Below are 17,614 nucleotides of genomic sequence, written 5' to 3'. Positions count from 1 at the left end.
ACTATCCCGATGGAGGACATCATGGGTTTGCGCATCAACGACACCATTCCCGATTTGACGGTCGAAACCGACCACGGCACGTTTTCGCTGCATGAGTGGATTGGCGACAGCTGGGCCATTCTGTTTTCGCATCCCAAGGATTTTACGCCCGTCTGTACGACCGAGTTTGGCGCCGTGGCGCAGTTGGCGGATGAGTGGGAGAAGCGCGGGACCAAGGTGATTGGTGTGTCCGTGGACGGCGTCGAGGACCACAAGAAGTGGAAGGGCGATATTGAGAAGGTCGCCGGGGCCAAGGCTGGCTTTCCGATCATTGCCGATGATGGTTTGGCTGTGTCGAAGGCGTTCGATATGCTGCCTGCCGAAGCTTATCTGCCCGATGGCCGGACGCCTGCGGACAGCGCGACCGTGCGGTCGGTGTTTATCATTGGCCCCGACAAGCAGTTGAAGCTGTCGATGACCTATCCGATGACCGTGGGCCGGAACTTTGCCGAGGTGGTGCGGGCGCTTGATGGTCTGCAGATGTCGGCCAAGGGTGTGGCGACGCCCGCGAACTGGGTGCCGGGTGAGGATGTGATCATTCCGCCGACCGTGTCGAATGAGGATGCCAAGGCGAAGTTTGGCGAGTTCGAGACCGTGCTGCCGTACCTGCGCAAGACGAAGGCGCCGGAGTAAGCGCTAGCTTGGGGGCGCGATCCCTTTGGAGAGCGCCCCTTTGAGAAAGCCCAGTGCCTTGGCCCGTTTGCGGGCTGAGAGCAGGTTGATGGGTGAGATCAGTTGCATCAGGCCGTGGGCGATGATGCGGGGGCGGGCACCGGATTGTCCGTGTTTTTCCATCGTGTAGATCGCGGATTGGGCCATGTGTTTGGCCTTGAACGCTGCCGTGGCGGGGGTGCGGGCCGTGCTGCGCCCTTCGGCATGGGTAACCTCCGCGTCGTGGACGAAGCGGATGGGGCCGTGGGCGGCGCTGAGGCGCAGGCTGAGGTCGTCGTCTTCGTGATAGAGGAAGATGCTGTCGTCGAAGCCGGTGACGTCGTTGAAGTTTGAGGCTTTTACGAAGATTGCTGCGCCGTTGAGGAGCGGGACGTCGGTGTCCTGTTCTGGTGCCGATCCGGTCCAGTGTTTGGTTTTGGGCAGAAGGCGGGAGCGGCGGCGGAAGGCTTGTTTGCCTTTGCCGTCGAGGACGCGGGGGGTGAAGGCACAGGCCGTTGGGTGTGCCTCTGCCGCCGCGCAGAGCGTTTCGAGGCAGCCGGGTTCGAGCCTTGCGTCGGGGTTGAGGAACATCAGCCACGGGCGGTCGCAATGCGCTGCGCCGATGTTGCAGGCAGCGCCGAAGCCTTTGTTTTCCGGGTTGGTTACGACGGTGGCGCTGTGTTGTGTGGCCAGTGAGGCCAATGCGTCCGCGTCGGTGCTGGCGTTGTCCACGATCACCACCTGTACGCCTTCGGGGACAGAGGCGAGCATGTCGCCGATCACGCCGGTGCTGTTGTAGGCGACGGTGACGATCTGGATGTCGGTGAGGCTGGGCATAGGGTGCCTTGGTGTTCTTGGGTCGGGGTCGTGAGACCACAAACGGGTGCCTGAAACAAGAAGGCCCCGGCATCGCTGCCGGGGCCTGTTTTGCGGGACTGGCGGTGGATTACTCCGCGGCCGGTTCCTCTTTCTTCACTTCTTCGCCGGTTTCCTGATCGACGACTTTCATCGACAGGCGGACCTTGCCGCGGTCGTCGAAGCCCAGGAGCTTGACCTTGACCTCCTGGCCTTCCTTCAGGACGTCCGAAGGATGGTTCAGGCGGCGGTTTTCGATCTGGGACACGTGCACCAGGCCGTCGCGCTTGCCAAAGAAGTTCACGAAGGCGCCGAAGTCCACGATCTTGACCACGGTGCCGGTGTAGATCGCGCCTTCTTCAGGCTCGGCCACGATGGCGTGGATCATGTCGTAGGCTTTCTGGATCGCTTCGCCGTTGGGCGATGCAATCTTGATGATGCCGTCGTCGTTGATGTCGACCTTGGCACCCGAGACTTCCACGATTTCGCGGATGACCTTGCCGCCCGAGCCGATCACTTCGCGGATCTTGTCGGTGGGCACTTGCATCGTCTCGATGCGCGGGGCGTGGACGGAGAATTCGGCGGCGCCTGTGATGGCTTTGCCCATTTCGCCCAGGATGTGCATCCGGCCGTCTTTGGCCTGTGCGAGGGCTTTCTCCATGATCTCGGGCGTGATGCCCGCGACCTTGATGTCCATCTGCAGCGAGGTGATGCCGTTTTCGGTGCCTGCCACTTTGAAGTCCATGTCGCCCAGGTGGTCTTCGTCACCGAGGATGTCGGACAGGATGGCGTAGGAGCCGTCGTCTTCCAGGATTAGGCCCATGGCCACGCCTGCAACCGCCGATTTCAGCGGCACGCCTGCGTCCATCATGGACAGCGAGCCACCGCAGACCGACGCCATTGAGGACGAGCCGTTGGATTCGGTGATCTCGGACACCACGCGGATGGTGTAGGGGAAGTCGGTCGAGGCCGGCAGGACGGCTTGCAGTGCGCGCCATGCCAGTTTGCCGTGACCGATCTCACGCCGTCCGGGAGGGCCCACGCGGCCTGCTTCGCCGACCGAGTAGGGCGGGAAGTTGTAGTGTAGCAGGAAGTTCGATTTGAAGTTGCCGTGCAGGGCGTCGATGAACTGTTCGTCGTCGCCGGTGCCCAGCGTGGTCACCACGAGGCCTTGCGTCTCACCACGGGTGAAGAGCGCCGAGCCATGGGTCCGGGGCAGCATGCCGGTCTGGCAGACGATGTCGCGGATTTCATCCGTTTTGCGACCGTCGATGCGGGTGCCAGTTTTGACCACGTCACCGCGCAGGATGGACGCTTCGAGCTTTTTCATGGCGGAGCCGAGGTTGGCGTCTTCCACTTGCTCTTCGGTCAGTGCGGCGATGATGGCCTCGCGTGCGGCGGCGACAGCGCTGGTGCGCTCTTGCTTGTCTGCGATGGCGAAGGCGTCGCGCATCTGTTTTTCACCGGCGGCTTTGACCGCTTCGTAGAGGTCCGAATAGTCGGGGGCCTGGAAGTCGAAGGGCTCTTTGGCCGCTTCTTCGGCGAGCGAGATGATCAGGTCGATGACCGGCTGGATCTGCTCGTGCGCAAAGTTCACGGCGCCCAGCATTTCGGCTTCGGTCAGCTCGTACGCTTCGGATTCCACCATCATCACGGCGTCTTTGGTGCCAGCGACAACCAGATCGAGGCGCTGCTCGGGGTTCAGGCGCAGGTCCTGCATGTCGTCGACTGTGGGGTTCAGGATGTATTCGCCATCCTCGAAACCGACGCGGGCACCGGCGATGGGGCCCATGAACGGCGCGCCCGAGATGGTCAGGGCGGCAGAGGCCGCGATCATTGCGACGATGTCGGGGTCGTTGACCAGATCGTGCGACAGCACGGTGCACATCACCAGCACTTCGTTCTTGAAGCCGGGGACAAACAGGGGCCGGATCGGACGGTCGATCAGGCGGGCGGTCAGGGTTTCTTTCTCGGTGGGCCGGGCCTCACGCTTGAAGAAGCCGCCGGGGATCTTGCCCGCGGCGTAGTATTTTTCCTGGTAGTGGACGGTCAAGGGAAAGAAGTCCTGACCCGGTTTGGGGGCTTTGGCGAAGGTCACGTTCGCCATGACGCTGGTTTCGCCCAGCGTGGCAATGACGGACCCGTCCGCTTGACGGGCGACCTTGCCGGTTTCCAGTGTGAGCGTTTCCTCGCCCCACTGCATGGATTTTTTCGTCTCGTTGAACATCAAGTGTTTCCTAAGTTGGCTGGATGGCCATTTGCGTAGGGGGCGTATTCCCCCTGACCCCTGTATCTTTTTTTGCGGGCGCTGGGGTCCGGGCGCCGTGCTTTCAGATTGTGCGCGCATACAGCACTTTGGTCGCAAATGAAAGCGCCCGGACCTGCGGCGCATCCGCGCTTAGGACCAGGGGCGTTTTGGCGGCTTGGCGAAGGCGATGGGCGCGTCCGGGAAGAGGTCGCCGGTTTGGGCGTCCGGGGCCGCGGTGCCCCATTTCTGCATCCAGCGGGTGGGCGCGGCGAGCGTGCCGCCAGCGGACCATTCGAAGTATCCAAGCGCACCAGGGGCTGGGATTGGATCGCAGGGTTCGGGGTTGGCGAGCGTCAGTCCGGCCTTGCCGCCGAACCATTCGCTGTCGCTTTCCGTGATGATGCCCGTCACTTCGACTGAGCCGATGATGGCGCCCCGCGGCAGCTCAGCCGGGTGCGGACATTGCACGCCGTGCTTTTCGAGACGCCAGTAGAGGTAGCGGAATTCGTCCTCTTTCAGCCCGGCGGCGGCGTGGAGTGCGACGCGCCCCGGTCCCATGCGGCCCGCGCGGATGGAGCCCATGGTCCGGTTTTCGATGGGTTTGTGGCCCGCGATGATCGCCCAGGCCGACGGTTGGCGGACGGAGAGGGCGATGCGGGGCAGGTCGTGCATATTTCGATGGTAGGCCGCGTGAGGTGCGGGTCCAACCGTCGCCGGGTGGCTCTGTTTGCGCTGGCGCGCAAAGACGCCCTCCCGCCGACCCGAGGGTTCGCACGGGTGGCGGAGGGTTTTCTGCAGCGCGTTGGGCTGTCGCGCCATTGTGTTGCTGGGGCCTTTTAGTCCAGAGCGAGGCCGAACAACGCCAATGCAACAAGGCCAGCGGCAAGGAAGGCCCATGTCGGCGCGGCAATGGTGAGTGGCTTTTTCAGCCACGCCGAGACGTCTTGTTGGTTGGTGTCTGCCCGTACTTCAGCAGTCGGGGACTTGGTTTCGTCATTCATCGCAAATTCCCTTTCTTGACAGGTTCTTGGTCCAAGCAGACAGGGATGTGCCTGCCTAATGGAGATGGCGGTTTCAGGGGGCCGTTCAAGAGAGTGGCGCGCGCGAGGCGTGGTCAGGCGGGTTTTCGCCATGCGGATCACGGGTTTGCGGTTGGGTCAGCTTTGGTTTCTGTTGGGCTTTTGGTGGCGTGAACGCAGAAAGGCCGCGCTTGGAGTGGCGCGGCCTTGAAATCGTTGGGTTTGAGGGCCGTCTTAGCGGCGCAGGCCCAGGCGTTTGATGAGGTCGGTGTACCGCGCCTCGTCCTTGCCCTTGAGGTAGTCGAGCAGCTTGCGGCGCTGGGCAACCATTTTCAGCAGGCCGCGGCGGCCGTGGTTGTCTTTCTTGTGCGTCTTGAAGTGCTCGGTCAGGGTGGCGATGCGCGAGGACAGGATGGCAACCTGGACTTCGGGCGAACCGGTGTCGCCGTCCTTGGTGCCGTATTCCTTCATCACGCGGGCTTTGTCTTCTGCAGTGATCGACATCGGGATCTCCTTTTCAGGTTAAAGTGAGACGCCGCCGGCCGGGATGTCGTCCAGCACGGGGCCGTAATATCCGGCAACAGGCCGGGGATGCGGGCGTATAGGAGAGATTCGGCGCCTTGGCAACGGGGCGCGTCGAACACCTGACAGATCAGAGTGGCGCCATGCCTGTGCTTTGCGCAAGGCTGAGGGGCATGACGGCGATGTTTTCCATCGTGATGTCGGCTCCATTGGTGATGTTCGCCACTGCAACACCGTTCATCATCACAAGCGTCGTTTCCGGATCGTCCGGATCGAGTTCGAGTGTGACCTGAGGGTCTTCCTCGGCGTCATCATATACGAGCAGGATATTGTCGTCTTCGGCGTCGAAATCCATGATTGTGGCGGCTGCGTCAGCGTCGATCCAGCTGCCCAGGACAACGCTGTCTTCGCCTTCTCCGCCGGTGATAATGTCACCCCCGCCCGCGATGATGATATCGTCTCCACCGCCACCATTGAGATAATCCTGACCGTCCGTGTCGTCGGCCACCGCTGTTTCGGTGTCGTCCTCGACCCCGTTCAGGACATCGTCGCCCCAGCCGCCAAATAGCGTATCCTGACCTGCGCCACCGGTAAGCGTATCGTCGTCCTGCCCGCCATGCACGGCATCGTCACCTGCGCCGCCAGACAGGCTGTCATTGCCAATGGCGCCCTGCATCTGGTCATCGCCGTCGCCGCCATCCAAGCTGTCGTTGCCATTGTGGCCGAACATATCATCGTCGCCGTCGCCGCCTGTGATGATGTCGTCGCCGTCTTCACCGTTCAGTGTATCATCACCTGCGCCGCCGTCGATGGTGTCGTCGCCTTCTTCGCCGTACAGCGTGTCGTCACCATCTGTGCCCAGAAGGGTATCATCCGTGGGGCTGCCCAGGACCAGCGTCTCGTCAGACGGTTCTTCGGGCGATGGGGTCACATTGGCATCTTCGGCACCGGGCGCTGTTTTGCCGACTTCTACCTCAGTCTCGGTCCCGTCTGCATCATCCGTTTCGTTGGTTGTCGTCATATCGACAACGCCCACTGCGCCAACGGCGACAAGTCCCATTAAACCAGCAAGCCACAACATGATAAATGTCCAAACACCCTGGGTACCACTGCCCCGCAAAGACGGTAACGTATACCGGAGGTTGAAGCAAAGGCATTCCGGCAAAATGGTTAACGCGCGGTATCCGCGGCCTTACCAGGTCCAGGGTTCAGGCTGTTGCGTGTAGGGGAGGTAGAGCGGGTGTTTCGGGTGCCCGGCCTTAGACAGACCCAGATGAAACAGCGGCCGTTCGATGCCGTACAGTATGGTGGCAACCGCTGCGCCGCGGTTCAGATGCGCCCCATGCGTTCCCCACGCGGCAATCACATCTTGCGCCCACACAGCGCGATCGCGGATTGCGTCGTCATTGTCCGGGCCGATAGGGTCGGCTGCGGCGCGCATCGCGCGCGGGTCGGTGTCGCGCCAGGCGAAGATGTTGGTCACTGCAAAGCTGCCATAGCCCAGTGCCCGTGCTCGTCGTTCGCAGCGTTCGACCGTCGGGTCGTTCTGCACTTCGGTCGCGGTCGAGGGGTTGAGCATAATGAAATTGACCCGTCGACCGCTGTCGTCCCACACCCGCGTCAGGCTGTAGCGGTACCTTTCGCAGTCGGAGTAGATGGCGGTTGAGGGCGCGTCGCCCTTGGTGTGGGTCCGAGTGATCATGGGGCGGTTCTGCCAGCCGCAGACCGCCCCATCAATCGGTTTATGTTGTCCGGGTTATTCGGCGGGCACGGCGACGGACGTGCGGCGGATGTTCAGGACAGCGCCCTTGGCCTCCATGATGCCCGCGGCGACGAGGGCGTAAACGATGTGTCCCCAGAGTGCGACCCAGGTGATGCCGGTGAAGCCGAGGAACGGTTTGTTGCCTGTGACCAGGTGCGCCATGACGTAGAGGGCGAAGACCCAAAGGGCGACGCCGTAGGCGATGGCGGTCAGCGACCAGTGCAGATTTGGTAGCACAGCGCGTTGGATCGGGCGGGCGATGGCGAAGTAGCCGACGGCATAGAACACAAGGCCGGTCAGCGCGTGCAGCAGGTAGGCGGCACCGGAGGGGTTGGCGCCGAAGATCGCCTTGATCGAGGCACCGGCGAGGCCAACGGGGGCGAGCTTGGCGTAGCCGAAGAGCGGGCTGAGCGCCTGGCCGAAGACGTCGAATGCGATGGTGGCGAAGGCGCCGGCGGTCAGAACGGTTGCGGCGGTGCGCAGGGTCGTGGTGGTCATGTCATCTCTCCCTTTCGAGGACGGTTTAGGCGGTGTGATGGGATAGATTTGGACCAATCGGTTCCTTTTGAGAAGATGCCTCACGGAACGCTTATCGCGCGCGCCGGATTTGTAACAATCCGGGGCGTTTAAGGTATGGGATTCCGGTAGATATGCGGCGCGGTGCGCCTGTTTGTTACAGGTTGAAGACCCGTGCGGGGTGCAATTCGCCTGCCTTGTAGCGGCCCACAGCGACCGGCACGCCGTCGAGCGATGCCCAGCATTCCGTGCCATAGTCGACATCTGCCGCCATCACCATGCCGGGATTGCCGTTGCGCAGCCGTGCCGCGCCCTCGGGCGTAGCGCGCAGTTCGGGCAGGTCGGCGAGGCCGTCTGCCGTGGGGCGCAGGTGCTCGTCCAATGCGGGGGTCTGCGCCATCTCTTCGATCTGGTCGAAGGTCAGCCCGTCTTCCGCATCGAACGGGCCGGACCAGATGCGCCGTAGCTCGCGCACGTGGCCGTGGCAGCCCAATGCTTCGCCCAGATCGCGCGCGATGGAGCGGACGTAGCCGCCCTTGCCGCAGACCATTTCCAACTCGACATGATCAGGGTCGGGGCGGTCTGTCAGCACCAGTTCGTCGACCCAGAGGGGGCGGGCGGCGATTTCGACATCCTCACCATCGCGGGCGAGTTTGTAAGCGCGCTGCCCGTCGATCTTGACCGCCGAGAACTTGGGCGGGACCTGCATGATGTCGCCGATGAAGTGGCTGAGGGCCGCTTTGATTTGGGCGTCGGATGGCCGCGTGTCGGATTGCGCGATCACTTCGCCTTCGGCGTCGTCGGTGTTGGTGGCTTGGCCCAGCCGGACGGTGAAGCGGTAGGCTTTGAGGGCGTCGGTGATGTAGGGCACCGTCTTGGTCGCTTCTCCCAGCGCCACGGCCAGAACACCGGTGGCTTCAGGGTCCAGCGTGCCTGCGTGCCCCGCCTTCTTGGCCTGCAGCGCCCAGCGCACCTTGTTCACGACAGCGGTCGAGGTCAGGCCCGCGGGCTTGTCCACCACCAACCAACCGGAAATGTCGCGACCCTTGCGTGAACGGCCCATGATACCCTCGCCCCTGTGAATGAGGGCTGCCGCGTATCGCAGGGCTGTGGCGCTTGTCAATCAGAGGAGGCGACGGACCTTGCGGCACGGGCTGCGCCGCCGATGCCCGGCAGGTCGGTGCCCAAAAGCCCCACGGCGCGGCAGGCGATGATGGCGCCCCATGCGCCCAGGACGTTGGCGAGGAGGGCGGCGCCGAGGATGCCGGTGTAGCCGAAGATCAGCACGCCCACCCAGGCGAAGGGGATGTAGATGAGCGCGATGCGGGCCGCGCTCAGCCCCATGGACCAAAGCGCGCGGTCGCGGGCGTTCATCGCGGCGTTGCCGGTCACGAGGATGCCGTAGCCGAAGAACGAGAGGCCGACGAGGCGCAGGTATTGCGCGCCGTACTCTGCCGCTTCGGCATTGTCTGCGATGAGGGCTGCGATGGGTTCGGCAAAGAGCAGAAGGGCAGCGGCGAGGACCGCGCCGTAGGCGGCGCAGAAGTAGAAGGTGAGCCGCACGGCCTTTTGCGCTCGGCTTTGGTCTTCGGCGCCCCATGCTTGGCCCACGACCGGGCCGATGCCTGCGGACATGGCGAGCATGGGCAGGAACAGGAGCGATTGGATGCGCGTGGCGGCGCCGAAGCCTGCAACGGCGGCGTCACCCACCACCGCGACAGCGGCGGTAACGGCAGCCATGCCGCCGGGGTTGATGGCGTTCGACAAAGAGGCGGGGGCGGCGACGCGTCCGATACGTTTGACGGTTTTGACGATCCCCTTGGCCGGGTTCACGTCAAAGCACAGCTCGGACGTCCACCAGGCATAAAGGACCACGCCCGCGAACCCCGCCGCGCGGGCGATGAAGGTGGCCATGCCTGCACCTGCGACGCCGAATTCGGGGATGGGTCCCGAGCCAAAGATCAGGAGCGGGGTCAGCGCGATGTTGAGGGTGGCCTGGGCGACCATGGTGATGGCCGCAACCTCGGACCGGCCTGCGGCGCGGAAGACGGAATTGAGGAGTTGCGCCATGACCAACAGGGGGAAGCTGAGGCACCACCACGGGATGTAGGTCATGACGGCCTCCAGTACCTTGTCCGATGCGCCCATGGCGCCGAAGAGCCATGGGGACGCGAGGAAGAATGCCGTGACGAGGGTGGAGGACAGGGCGAGGCCCATCAGCATGGCGTGCATGGTCGTGCGTTGTTTGCCCTCTTCTTCCCCGCGCCCCAGTGCCTGGCTGACGACCGTGCTGGTACCTGCGCTGAGCCCGATCGACAGCGACGTGAGCGTCATGGTCACCGGGTAGATGAACCCAACTGCTGTCAGGGCGAAGTCGGCGTAACGGGCGAGGAAGAACGCATCGACCAGCCCGACCATCAGGACGCCGAAGATGCCGATACTCATGGGGGCGGAGACGCGGAAGAGCGCCCAGCCGACGGGTTTGTCGTTCAGGTTCGGTTTGTCGGACATGTGGGCGCCTTGGTCAGTTCAGCACGGTGACTAACGCGCGGCGGGCACAACTGTTCCGATGATGGGGCCGAGGGCAAAGCCGAAGTCGTCGCGGCTCATCTGCGGCGCGTAGAGGCGCGAGATGTTCCCGTCGAAGAACAGGGCGTTGGGCATGTTCAGCGCGTCGCGGAAGAGGCTGCCGAACTCGTGGAAGGTAACGGCGTTGTTCGAGATCGCGAAGATCGCCTTGGTTCCGTCGGCGGAGGTGCCGACCCCGTTGCGGATGTAGCGGGAGGTGCTGTCGGGCAGGAAGCGCGGGTGCAACGCGCCGTCGATCACCAGCATGGGGCCGGATTGGGTGGCGAAGGTGCAGTCGGGCGCGCGGTCCACGAAATCGAGCGTTTCGAATACGTCCGCGCGGCCCGGGCGCAGGCAGAGGATGCCGTTGGGCAAGAGCCCGAAATTGCCGGGGCCGGGGTTCGAGATCACGCGCATGATCTCTTCCCCGTCTTCGACGTAGTGGCCGACAGGCGCGCGGTCTTCGTGGTACATGCCCGCGTTCATGGCGAAGCTGAGCATCTTGCCCTCGGTTGCGAGTGCATCGTCCACGGCGCTGAATTGGCCATAGGGCGCGCCGGTATCGTCGTTGAGGAACAGCCGGAGTTCTTCGGTTGCCGGATCGACGGTGCAGATTGTGTAGCGGTTGTCTTTGTAGCGGATGTTTTCGCAGGTCACGGCCCAGGCGGGCAGCGTCCACATCAGCAAGAAGAGCGCTGCCGCTCGGATCATTCCTGGATATCCCGCCGCACGGCGTCCTGGTTCAGCATGCGCCGCGTGTCGTCCATCCGGTCGAATGTCTCGTCCAGTTGGAAGCGCAGGTCGGGGGCGAATTTGAGGGTCAGTTTCTTCGACACCGCCCGCCGCAGCTCGCCCTTGTTGCGGGCCAGCAGCTTGAGCACGTCCTCTTGCCCCTGACCGCCCAAGGGCAGGACATAGGCCGTGGCGACCTTGAGGTCTGGCGACGTCCGGACTTCTCCCACGGTGATCGACATGCGGTTGAGGTCGGGGTCATGCACGTCGCCGCGCGCCAGCACCTCGGACAATGTCCGGCGGATCAACTCGCCCACGCGAAGCTGACGCTGGGAGGGGCCGGGGCCGTCGTGAAACTTGTTCTTTGCCATAGGGTCGGTCTACGCCCTCCACTGCCCTTTGCCAAGCGGCGCGCGGCAGGCTAGGGAGGCGGGAAGTCGCCAAAAGGGGTGAGGGACATGTCTGAATTGCCGGGGATCGTGATTGCAGGGGCGTCGGGCCGTATGGGCCAGATGCTGATCAGGTCGGTGTTGGAGAGTGACAAGATGCGGCTGGTCGGCGCGCTGGAGCGTGAAGGCCATGACTGGATCGGTCGCGATGTGGGCGAGGCTATGGGGGGTGTGGCGTTGGGCGTATCCGTCTATGACGATCCGCTGGAGCCGATGGCGCAGGCGCAGGCGGTGATCGACTTTACCGCGCCCGAGGCGACGATTGCTTTGTCTGGCATCGCCGCTCAGGCGCGCGCGGCGCATATTATCGGCACCACTGGCATGAGTGACGAGCAGATCGCGCGGTTGGAACCTGCGTCACGCCACAGCCCCATTGTGCGGGCGGGCAACATGAGCCTTGGGGTCAATTTGCTGACCCAACTTGTGAAGCAGGTGTCGGCGGCGCTGGACGAGGATTTCGACATCGAAGTCGTCGAGGCCCATCACCATCACAAGGTCGATGCGCCCTCAGGCACGGCGCTGATGCTGGGTGAAGCGGCGGCCGAGGGGCGCGGTGTGGATCTGGCCAAGGTGCGTGATGCGGCGCGTGATGGGATCACGGGTGCGCGCAATCGTGGCGACATCGGATTTGCCGTCATTCGTGGTGGCGACATCGTGGGCGAGCATGAGGTGATCTTTGCTGGCGCGGGCGAGCGCATCACCCTCAAGCATATGGCGACGGACCGGGCGCTGTTTGCCAAGGGTGCGCTGAAGGCCGCGCTTTGGGCGCAGGACAAGGCGCCGGGGCAGTATGACATGCTCGATGTTCTGGGGTTGGGCGGATAAGCGCCACTTTGTTTCTCTAAACACCGGTTCGAGTGAACCAAACGCCGCTGTCCCCCGTAGTCTTGGTATTCTTGCCACTGCGTGACGGGTTTGCTGCTATGCGTATGATGATGATGTTTGCCGCCGCTGCGGCTTTGTCTGCTGGACCGGCTTTGGCCGAACTGGTCAAGGTTGATGATCAGAGCCGATTTGTGCAGCTGGTCAATGGCAAGACACTGACGCGCCCCTTTGTGCGCTTGAACGTGACGCCTGATGGCAAGATCGCCGGACGCGGCGCCCGCTGGGATGTCGAGGGCACATGGTCTTGGCAGAACGGCTATTTCTGCCGTGACCTGTTCTGGGGCGGCGATCCGCTGGGCTACAATTGCCAGGAAGTGCAGGCCACCGCCGATGGTCGGATTAAATTCACGTCGGATCGTGGTGCCGGTGACAGTGCGATGTTCCGGCTGCGCTAGGCGCTAGAAGTCGACAGCGATCCCTTTTTTCTCCCAATCGCCGAAGCGCACGGGTTCCGGCCCCTCGCGGCCCCCCAGTTCCGTGGGCAGCTCCAGCGCCTTGGCGGCTTTGCGCCGTTCCTCGGCCTCTGCCAGTGCGCGTTGGGCGGCGGGGGGCAGGTCCTTGGGCTGTTCGGGCTGCTGATCGTCGGACATCGTGGGTTCCTCTTGGCGATGTCCCTTGATATACGCCCGGCCTTGGCCCCGGCAAGCGGGTGCGACAGGAACGACCGGAACGAGACATGAGCGATACGGGATTGCCCGCGCGGCGCAGCGCGATCTACCTGCTGGATCAGATCATTGGCGAGGGCAAGTTGCTGCCGGAATTGATCGGTGCGGGGGCGCTGGACCGGTTGGAACCTGCGGACCGCGCCCGGGCGCAGCGGCTGGCGACCGAGACCCTGCGCGGGATGGAGCGGGCAGACCGCATTTTGCAGAAGCACTTGCAGAAATACCCGCCGCTGACCGTGCGCAATGCGTTGCGTGTGGGCACGGTTGAGCTGTGCGCTGGAGAGGCCGCGCATGGGGTCGTGAATTCGATGGTGAACATCGTGTCGCGGCATAAGCGGTATGGCCACCTGAAGGGCCTGACCAATGCCGTGCTGCGCAAGGTGGCGGACAAGGGGCCGGAGCAATGGCCCACTTTGCGCGTGCCGCGCCTGCCCAAGTGGTTGCGGGGACCTTTGGTTGATGCCTGGGGCGGCGAGGCCGTGCTGGTGATGGAGGCGGCGCATTTTGCGGGTGCGCCGTTGGATTTGAGTTGCAAGGCGGATGCTGACGCGGTGGCGGCAGCAACTGGTGGAGAGGTTTTGCCGACCGGGTCTGTGCGTTTGGCGGACGCGGGGCAGGTGTCGGCATTGCCTGGGTACACAGCCGGTGATTGGTGGGTGCAGGATGCGGCTGCTGCGATGCCTGCCCGTGTGCTGAATGCGCAAAAGGGTGAGGCGGTTTTGGACCTGTGCGCGGCGCCGGGTGGCAAGACGTTGCAACTGGCGGCGACCGGGGCGGATGTGACTGCCGTTGATGTCTCCGAAGGGCGGATGGAGCGGGTGAAGCAGAACCTGATCCGCACCAAGCTGGAGGCCACGACGCTGGTGTCGGACGCCTTTGAGGTCATGGGGCAGTATGATGCGATCCTGCTCGATGCGCCCTGTTCTGCGACGGGGACGATCCGGCGGCACCCGGATCTGCCCTTTGCCAAGGATGGGTCGGAGTTTGGTGGTCTGATCGAGTTGCAGGCGCGGATGATTGACCACGCCGTGACGCTGTTGAAACCGGGAGGGCGCATGGTGTTTTGTACCTGTTCGCTGCTGCCGGATGAGGGCGAAGTGCAGGCCGAAGAGGCGTTTGAGCGGCATCCGTCGCTCACCGTGGATCGTGCGGCGCTCAACCAGCCCGGTATTGATCCAGCGTGGATCACCGAAGAGGGCGGGCTGCGCCTGCGGCCTGATCATTGGGCGGACAAGGGCGGCATGGACGGCTTCTATGTCATTTGCCTGCGCAAGGTGGGCTGACATTGCGTGACTCGCAGCGCGGCAACCGCTAGAGTACTGCGCAAAACGCCGTAGACGCGTCGAGGCAGAGAGCATGTCCACCCTGAGCGGTTTGACCGCACGAAAATCACGGTTCCTGAACCGTTGGCACGCACGCCGTGCCACACAGGCCAAGGCCGTTACGGCCTTTATATCCTCGCCCGAGCCCCGGACGATTGGCAGCTTTGCCAAAGGGCGGCAGTTGGTGGCGGGGAACTATCTATTTGCGGGTGCGCTGATCGAGGCGAAGGGCACGCCCGTTTGGCAGGTCAGCGCCCCGGATCGGGCGTATTTGAACGAGATCCATGGCTTTGCCTGGCTGGACGATCTTGCCGCCGTTGGCGATCCGTCGACCCGCGCGCTGGCGCAGGAGTGGCTTTGGGCATGGATCGCGCGGTATGGTCGTGGCGGTGGTCCGGGTTGGACGCCCGACTTGACCGGTCGGCGGCTGATCCGTTGGATCAACCACGCGATTTTCCTGCTGCGGGGGCAGGAGGCGCCCGCGTCCGATGCGTTTTATCGCAGTTTGGCGCAGCAAACGCGGTTTTTGTCTAAACGCTGGCATGCGGCGGCACCCGGTCTCCCCCGGTTCGAGGCGCTGACCGGTCTGATCTATGCGGGTGCGTCGCTGGAGGGGATGGAGGAACTGGCCCCACCTGCGGTCGCGGCGTTGGCCAAGGAATGTGAGGACCAGATTGACCAGCAGGGCGGGTTGCCGACGCGCAATCCCGAAGAATTGCTGGATGTGTTTACCCTTTTGACTTGGGCGGCGGCGGCTCTGGAAGAGGCGGGGAAACCTGTGCCCGAGGCCCATACGGCGGCCATTGAACGGATTGCGCCGACCTTGCGCACTTTGCGCCATTCTGATGGTGGCCTTGCGCGGTTCCATGGCGGGGGGCGCGGGCAGGAGGGGTGGCTTGATCACGCCTTGGCCGCGTGTGAGGTGAAGACGCGCCAGCCGGATGGCTTGTCGATGGGCTATGCGCGCCTGAGTTCCGGGCGCACGAGCGTGATCATTGATGCGTCGACCCCGCCGAAGCCGGAGGCGGGGTATAATGCCCACGCTTCGACCCTCGCCTTTGAGGTCACGTCGGGCCGCCGTCCGCTGATCGTGAATTGCGGCTCGGGGGCCAGTTTCGGGGCGGATTGGCGCCGCGCGGGCCGCGCCACACCGTCGCATTCGGCGCTGACCGTCGACGGCTATTCCAGTGCGCGGCTGGGCGATGCGGACCGCGCGACCGCCCGCGAAACGCTGATCGACGCGCCCACCCATGTCCCGATTGAGATCAATCATGCTTCCGACGGGTTGCGCTTTCAGGGCGGGCACAATGGTTATGTGCGCACCCATGGGCTAACGCACGCGCGGCAGTTGGAGCTGACCTTTGACGGGCGCGGGATGGCGGGTGAGGACATGTTGCTGGCTCTGGAAGACGCTGAAAAACGGTTGTTTGACAAGGTGATGGACGCCAAGAAACTGGCAGGCATTCCTTTTGATATCCGTTTTCACCTGCACCCGGAGGTGAATGCCGAACTGGACATGGGCGGCTCTGCCGTGTCGATGGCGCTCAAGAGCGGGGAGCTTTGGGTGTTTCGCCATGACGGGACGCAAAACCTGTCGCTGGAGCCGAGTGTCTACCTTGAGACCGGGCGGCTGAAGCCGCGTGCCAGCCAGCAGATCGTGCTGTCGGGACGGGCCATGACTTTCGCGACCCGCGTGCGCTGGTCCTTGTCCAAGGCGCAGGAAACTGCCATGGGCATCCGCGACCTCAATCGGGATGAGCCGGGCGAGGTCTATGACTGAAGGATTGCTGCCCCTATGACCGACCTCTACCCCGTCCGCCGCGCGCTGATTTCCGTTTCCGACAAGACCGGGCTGGTCGAGTTTGCGACCGCTTTGGCCGGTCACGGGGTCGCGTTGCTGAGCACGGGCGGGACGGCGCGGACGCTGCGGGACGCGGGGCTGAGCGTGAAGGATGTGAGCGAGGTCACGGGCTTTCCCGAGATGATGGATGGCCGGGTCAAGACGCTACACCCGGTGGTGCATGGGGGCCTGCTGGCGCTGCGGGACAATGACGATCACGTGGCGTCGATGGACGCGCACGGGATTGGTGCCATCGATCTGGTTGTGGTGAACCTCTACCCGTTCGAGGAAACGGTGGCCAAGGGTGCGGAATATGCCGAGGTGATCGAGAATATCGACATAGGCGGCCCGGCCATGATCCGATCGGCGGCAAAGAACCATGGGTTCGTGAATATCGTGGTCGATGTCGAGGACTATGACGTCGTGCTGGCCGAAATGGCAGCAAATGGTGGGCAGACCACCTATGCACTGCGTCAGCGTTTGGCGCAGACGGCCTATGCCCGTACCGCCGCCTACGACACCGCTGTCAGCACGTGGATGGCGGCGCAAGTGGGCGAGACGCCCCGCCGCCGGACCTTCGGCGGGCAAGTGGCGCAGACCCTGCGCTACGGAGAGAACCCGCATCAGGCAGCGGCGTTCTATACCGACGGCTCGGCCCGTCCGGGCGTCGCGACGGCGACCCAGCATCAGGGCAAGGAGCTGTCTTACAACAACATCAATGACACGGATGCAGCGTTCGAATTGGTGAGCGAGTTTGCGGGGCAAGGCCCGGCTTGCGCCATCATCAAGCACGCTAACCCCTGTGGTGTGGCGACGGGTGCGACGCTGAAAGAAGCCTACACCCGTGCGTTTGATTGTGACCGCACGTCGGCCTTTGGCGGGATTATCGCGCTGAACCATGAGCTGGACGAGGACACAGCGCGTGAGATCACTAGAATTTTCACCGAAGTGGTGATTGCGCCCGGTGCCAGCGACGGTGCTGTCCGTATTTTTAAAGAGAAGAAGAACCTGAGGCTGCTGACAACGGATGGGTTGGCGGATGCGTCGGCTGCTGGTTTGGCGATCAAGCAGGTGTCTGGTGGCTTTCTGGTGCAGGACAAGGATGTTGGCCGGATCACCCGCGATGATCTGAAGGTCGTGACCAAACGCCAGCCGAGCGAGCAAGAGATGAGCGACATGCTTTTTGCCTGGACGGTGGCCAAGCATGTGAAGTCGAACGCCATCATCTACGTCAAGGACGGCGCGACCGTGGGCGTGGGTGCAGGGCAGATGAGCCGGTTGGACAGTTCGACCATCGCAGCGACCAAGGCGGGGCGGATGGCTGCTGATTTGGGGCTGTCCGAGACGACGGCCAAGGGCTCGGTTGTGGCGTCGGATGCGTTCTTCCCCTTTGCCGACGGCCTGCTGGCTGCGGCGGAAGCGGGGGCGACCGCCGTCATCCAACCCGGCGGATCCATGCGCGATGATGAGGTGATTGCCGCCGCTGACGAGGCGGGGCTTGCCATGGTCTTTACGGGCATGCGGCATTTCCGGCATTAAGC

At 63.6% G+C, this 17,614-nt stretch carries 19 protein-coding genes; 6 read left to right on the top strand and 13 right to left on the bottom strand.

The genetic code is table 11. The features are described 5' to 3' along the window. The first annotated feature begins 21 nt into the window (after positions 1-21). Positions 22-672: a peroxiredoxin gene (locus FD715_RS10780; RefSeq protein ID WP_039685978.1), complete on the top strand. Its 651-nt coding sequence runs from the start codon at positions 22-24 to the stop codon at positions 670-672. Positions 673-675: 3 nt separating this feature from the next. Here the strand turns inward: FD715_RS10780 and FD715_RS10775 are convergent, their stop codons facing one another. From FD715_RS10775 to rbfA, 12 genes are all read right to left on the bottom strand, one after another. Next, positions 676-1,527 carry a glycosyltransferase family 2 protein gene (locus FD715_RS10775; RefSeq protein WP_147109434.1) on the bottom strand — a complete coding sequence of 284 codons (852 nt, stop codon included), beginning with the start codon at positions 1,525-1,527 and terminating at the stop codon, positions 676-678. A gap of 109 nt (positions 1,528-1,636) precedes the next feature. Next, entirely contained in the window at positions 1,637-3,772 is a 2,136-nt protein-coding gene (gene pnp, locus FD715_RS10770) for a polyribonucleotide nucleotidyltransferase (protein WP_147109432.1), read from the bottom strand. 171 nt (positions 3,773-3,943) lie between these two features. Next, positions 3,944-4,465: a hypothetical protein gene (locus tag FD715_RS10765; protein WP_147109430.1), complete on the bottom strand. Its 522-nt coding sequence runs from the start codon at positions 4,463-4,465 to the stop codon at positions 3,944-3,946. Between the two features lie 164 nt (positions 4,466-4,629). Further along, positions 4,630-4,794: a hypothetical protein gene (locus FD715_RS22510; protein ID WP_189799480.1), complete on the bottom strand. Its 165-nt coding sequence runs from the start codon at positions 4,792-4,794 to the stop codon at positions 4,630-4,632. A gap of 252 nt (positions 4,795-5,046) precedes the next feature. Continuing rightward, positions 5,047-5,316 carry a 30S ribosomal protein S15 gene (gene rpsO, locus FD715_RS10760; protein ID WP_039685405.1) on the bottom strand — a complete coding sequence of 90 codons (270 nt, stop codon included), beginning with the start codon at positions 5,314-5,316 and terminating at the stop codon, positions 5,047-5,049. A 148-nt stretch (positions 5,317-5,464) separates the two neighbouring features. Beyond that, complete coding sequence (locus FD715_RS22990) at positions 5,465-6,415, bottom strand: calcium-binding protein (RefSeq protein ID WP_147109428.1); 951 nt, start codon at positions 6,413-6,415, stop codon at positions 5,465-5,467. Positions 6,416-6,526: 111 nt separating this feature from the next. Continuing rightward, positions 6,527-7,036, bottom strand: coding sequence for a DUF1643 domain-containing protein (locus FD715_RS10750; RefSeq protein WP_147109425.1), 510 nt, complete (start codon positions 7,034-7,036; stop codon positions 6,527-6,529). Between the two features lie 54 nt (positions 7,037-7,090). Next, complete coding sequence (locus FD715_RS10745; protein ID WP_147109422.1) at positions 7,091-7,594, bottom strand: hypothetical protein; 504 nt, start codon at positions 7,592-7,594, stop codon at positions 7,091-7,093. A 175-nt stretch (positions 7,595-7,769) separates the two neighbouring features. Next, positions 7,770-8,675, bottom strand: a complete 906-nt coding sequence (gene truB / locus FD715_RS10740; RefSeq protein ID WP_147109419.1) for a tRNA pseudouridine(55) synthase TruB — start codon at positions 8,673-8,675, stop codon at positions 7,770-7,772. Between the two features lie 56 nt (positions 8,676-8,731). Continuing rightward, positions 8,732-10,123, bottom strand: a complete 1,392-nt coding sequence (locus FD715_RS10735; RefSeq protein WP_147109415.1) for an MATE family efflux transporter — start codon at positions 10,121-10,123, stop codon at positions 8,732-8,734. Between the two features lie 30 nt (positions 10,124-10,153). Beyond that, positions 10,154-10,891, bottom strand: a complete 738-nt coding sequence (locus tag FD715_RS10730) for a phosphodiester glycosidase family protein (protein ID WP_147109412.1) — start codon at positions 10,889-10,891, stop codon at positions 10,154-10,156. Further along, positions 10,888-11,283, bottom strand: coding sequence for a 30S ribosome-binding factor RbfA (gene rbfA, locus FD715_RS10725; RefSeq protein ID WP_039685418.1), 396 nt, complete (start codon positions 11,281-11,283; stop codon positions 10,888-10,890). The genes FD715_RS10730 and rbfA overlap by 4 nt, the downstream gene beginning before the upstream one ends. A gap of 87 nt (positions 11,284-11,370) precedes the next feature. On the opposite strand from rbfA, the gene dapB reads away from it, so the two are divergent. Both dapB and FD715_RS10715 read left to right on the top strand, forming a co-directional pair. Beyond that, entirely contained in the window at positions 11,371-12,186 is an 816-nt protein-coding gene (gene dapB / locus FD715_RS10720) for a 4-hydroxy-tetrahydrodipicolinate reductase (protein ID WP_147109409.1), read from the top strand. A gap of 104 nt (positions 12,187-12,290) precedes the next feature. Beyond that, positions 12,291-12,641: a dihydrodipicolinate reductase gene (locus tag FD715_RS10715; RefSeq protein WP_370455387.1), complete on the top strand. Its 351-nt coding sequence runs from the start codon at positions 12,291-12,293 to the stop codon at positions 12,639-12,641. A 3-nt stretch (positions 12,642-12,644) separates the two neighbouring features. Here the strand turns inward: FD715_RS10715 and FD715_RS10710 are convergent, their stop codons facing one another. Further along, positions 12,645-12,836, bottom strand: a complete 192-nt coding sequence (locus FD715_RS10710) for a DUF1674 domain-containing protein (protein ID WP_147109403.1) — start codon at positions 12,834-12,836, stop codon at positions 12,645-12,647. 86 nt (positions 12,837-12,922) lie between these two features. On the opposite strand from FD715_RS10710, the gene FD715_RS10705 reads away from it, so the two are divergent. From FD715_RS10705 to purH, 3 genes are all read left to right on the top strand, one after another. Next, on the top strand, positions 12,923-14,194 hold the full coding sequence (locus FD715_RS10705; protein WP_147109401.1) for an RsmB/NOP family class I SAM-dependent RNA methyltransferase: 1,272 nt from the start codon (positions 12,923-12,925) through the stop codon (positions 14,192-14,194). A gap of 73 nt (positions 14,195-14,267) precedes the next feature. After that, complete coding sequence (locus FD715_RS10700) at positions 14,268-16,013, top strand: heparinase II/III family protein (protein ID WP_147109398.1); 1,746 nt, start codon at positions 14,268-14,270, stop codon at positions 16,011-16,013. Between the two features lie 15 nt (positions 16,014-16,028). After that, complete coding sequence (gene purH / locus FD715_RS10695) at positions 16,029-17,612, top strand: bifunctional phosphoribosylaminoimidazolecarboxamide formyltransferase/IMP cyclohydrolase (RefSeq protein ID WP_147109395.1); 1,584 nt, start codon at positions 16,029-16,031, stop codon at positions 17,610-17,612. The last annotated feature ends 2 nt before the right edge of the window (positions 17,613-17,614 follow it).

The organism is Tateyamaria sp. syn59 (assembly GCF_007995245.1).
GTDB lineage: Bacteria > Pseudomonadota > Alphaproteobacteria > Rhodobacterales > Rhodobacteraceae > Tateyamaria.
This window is presented reverse-complemented; position numbering and strand designations above follow the sequence as displayed.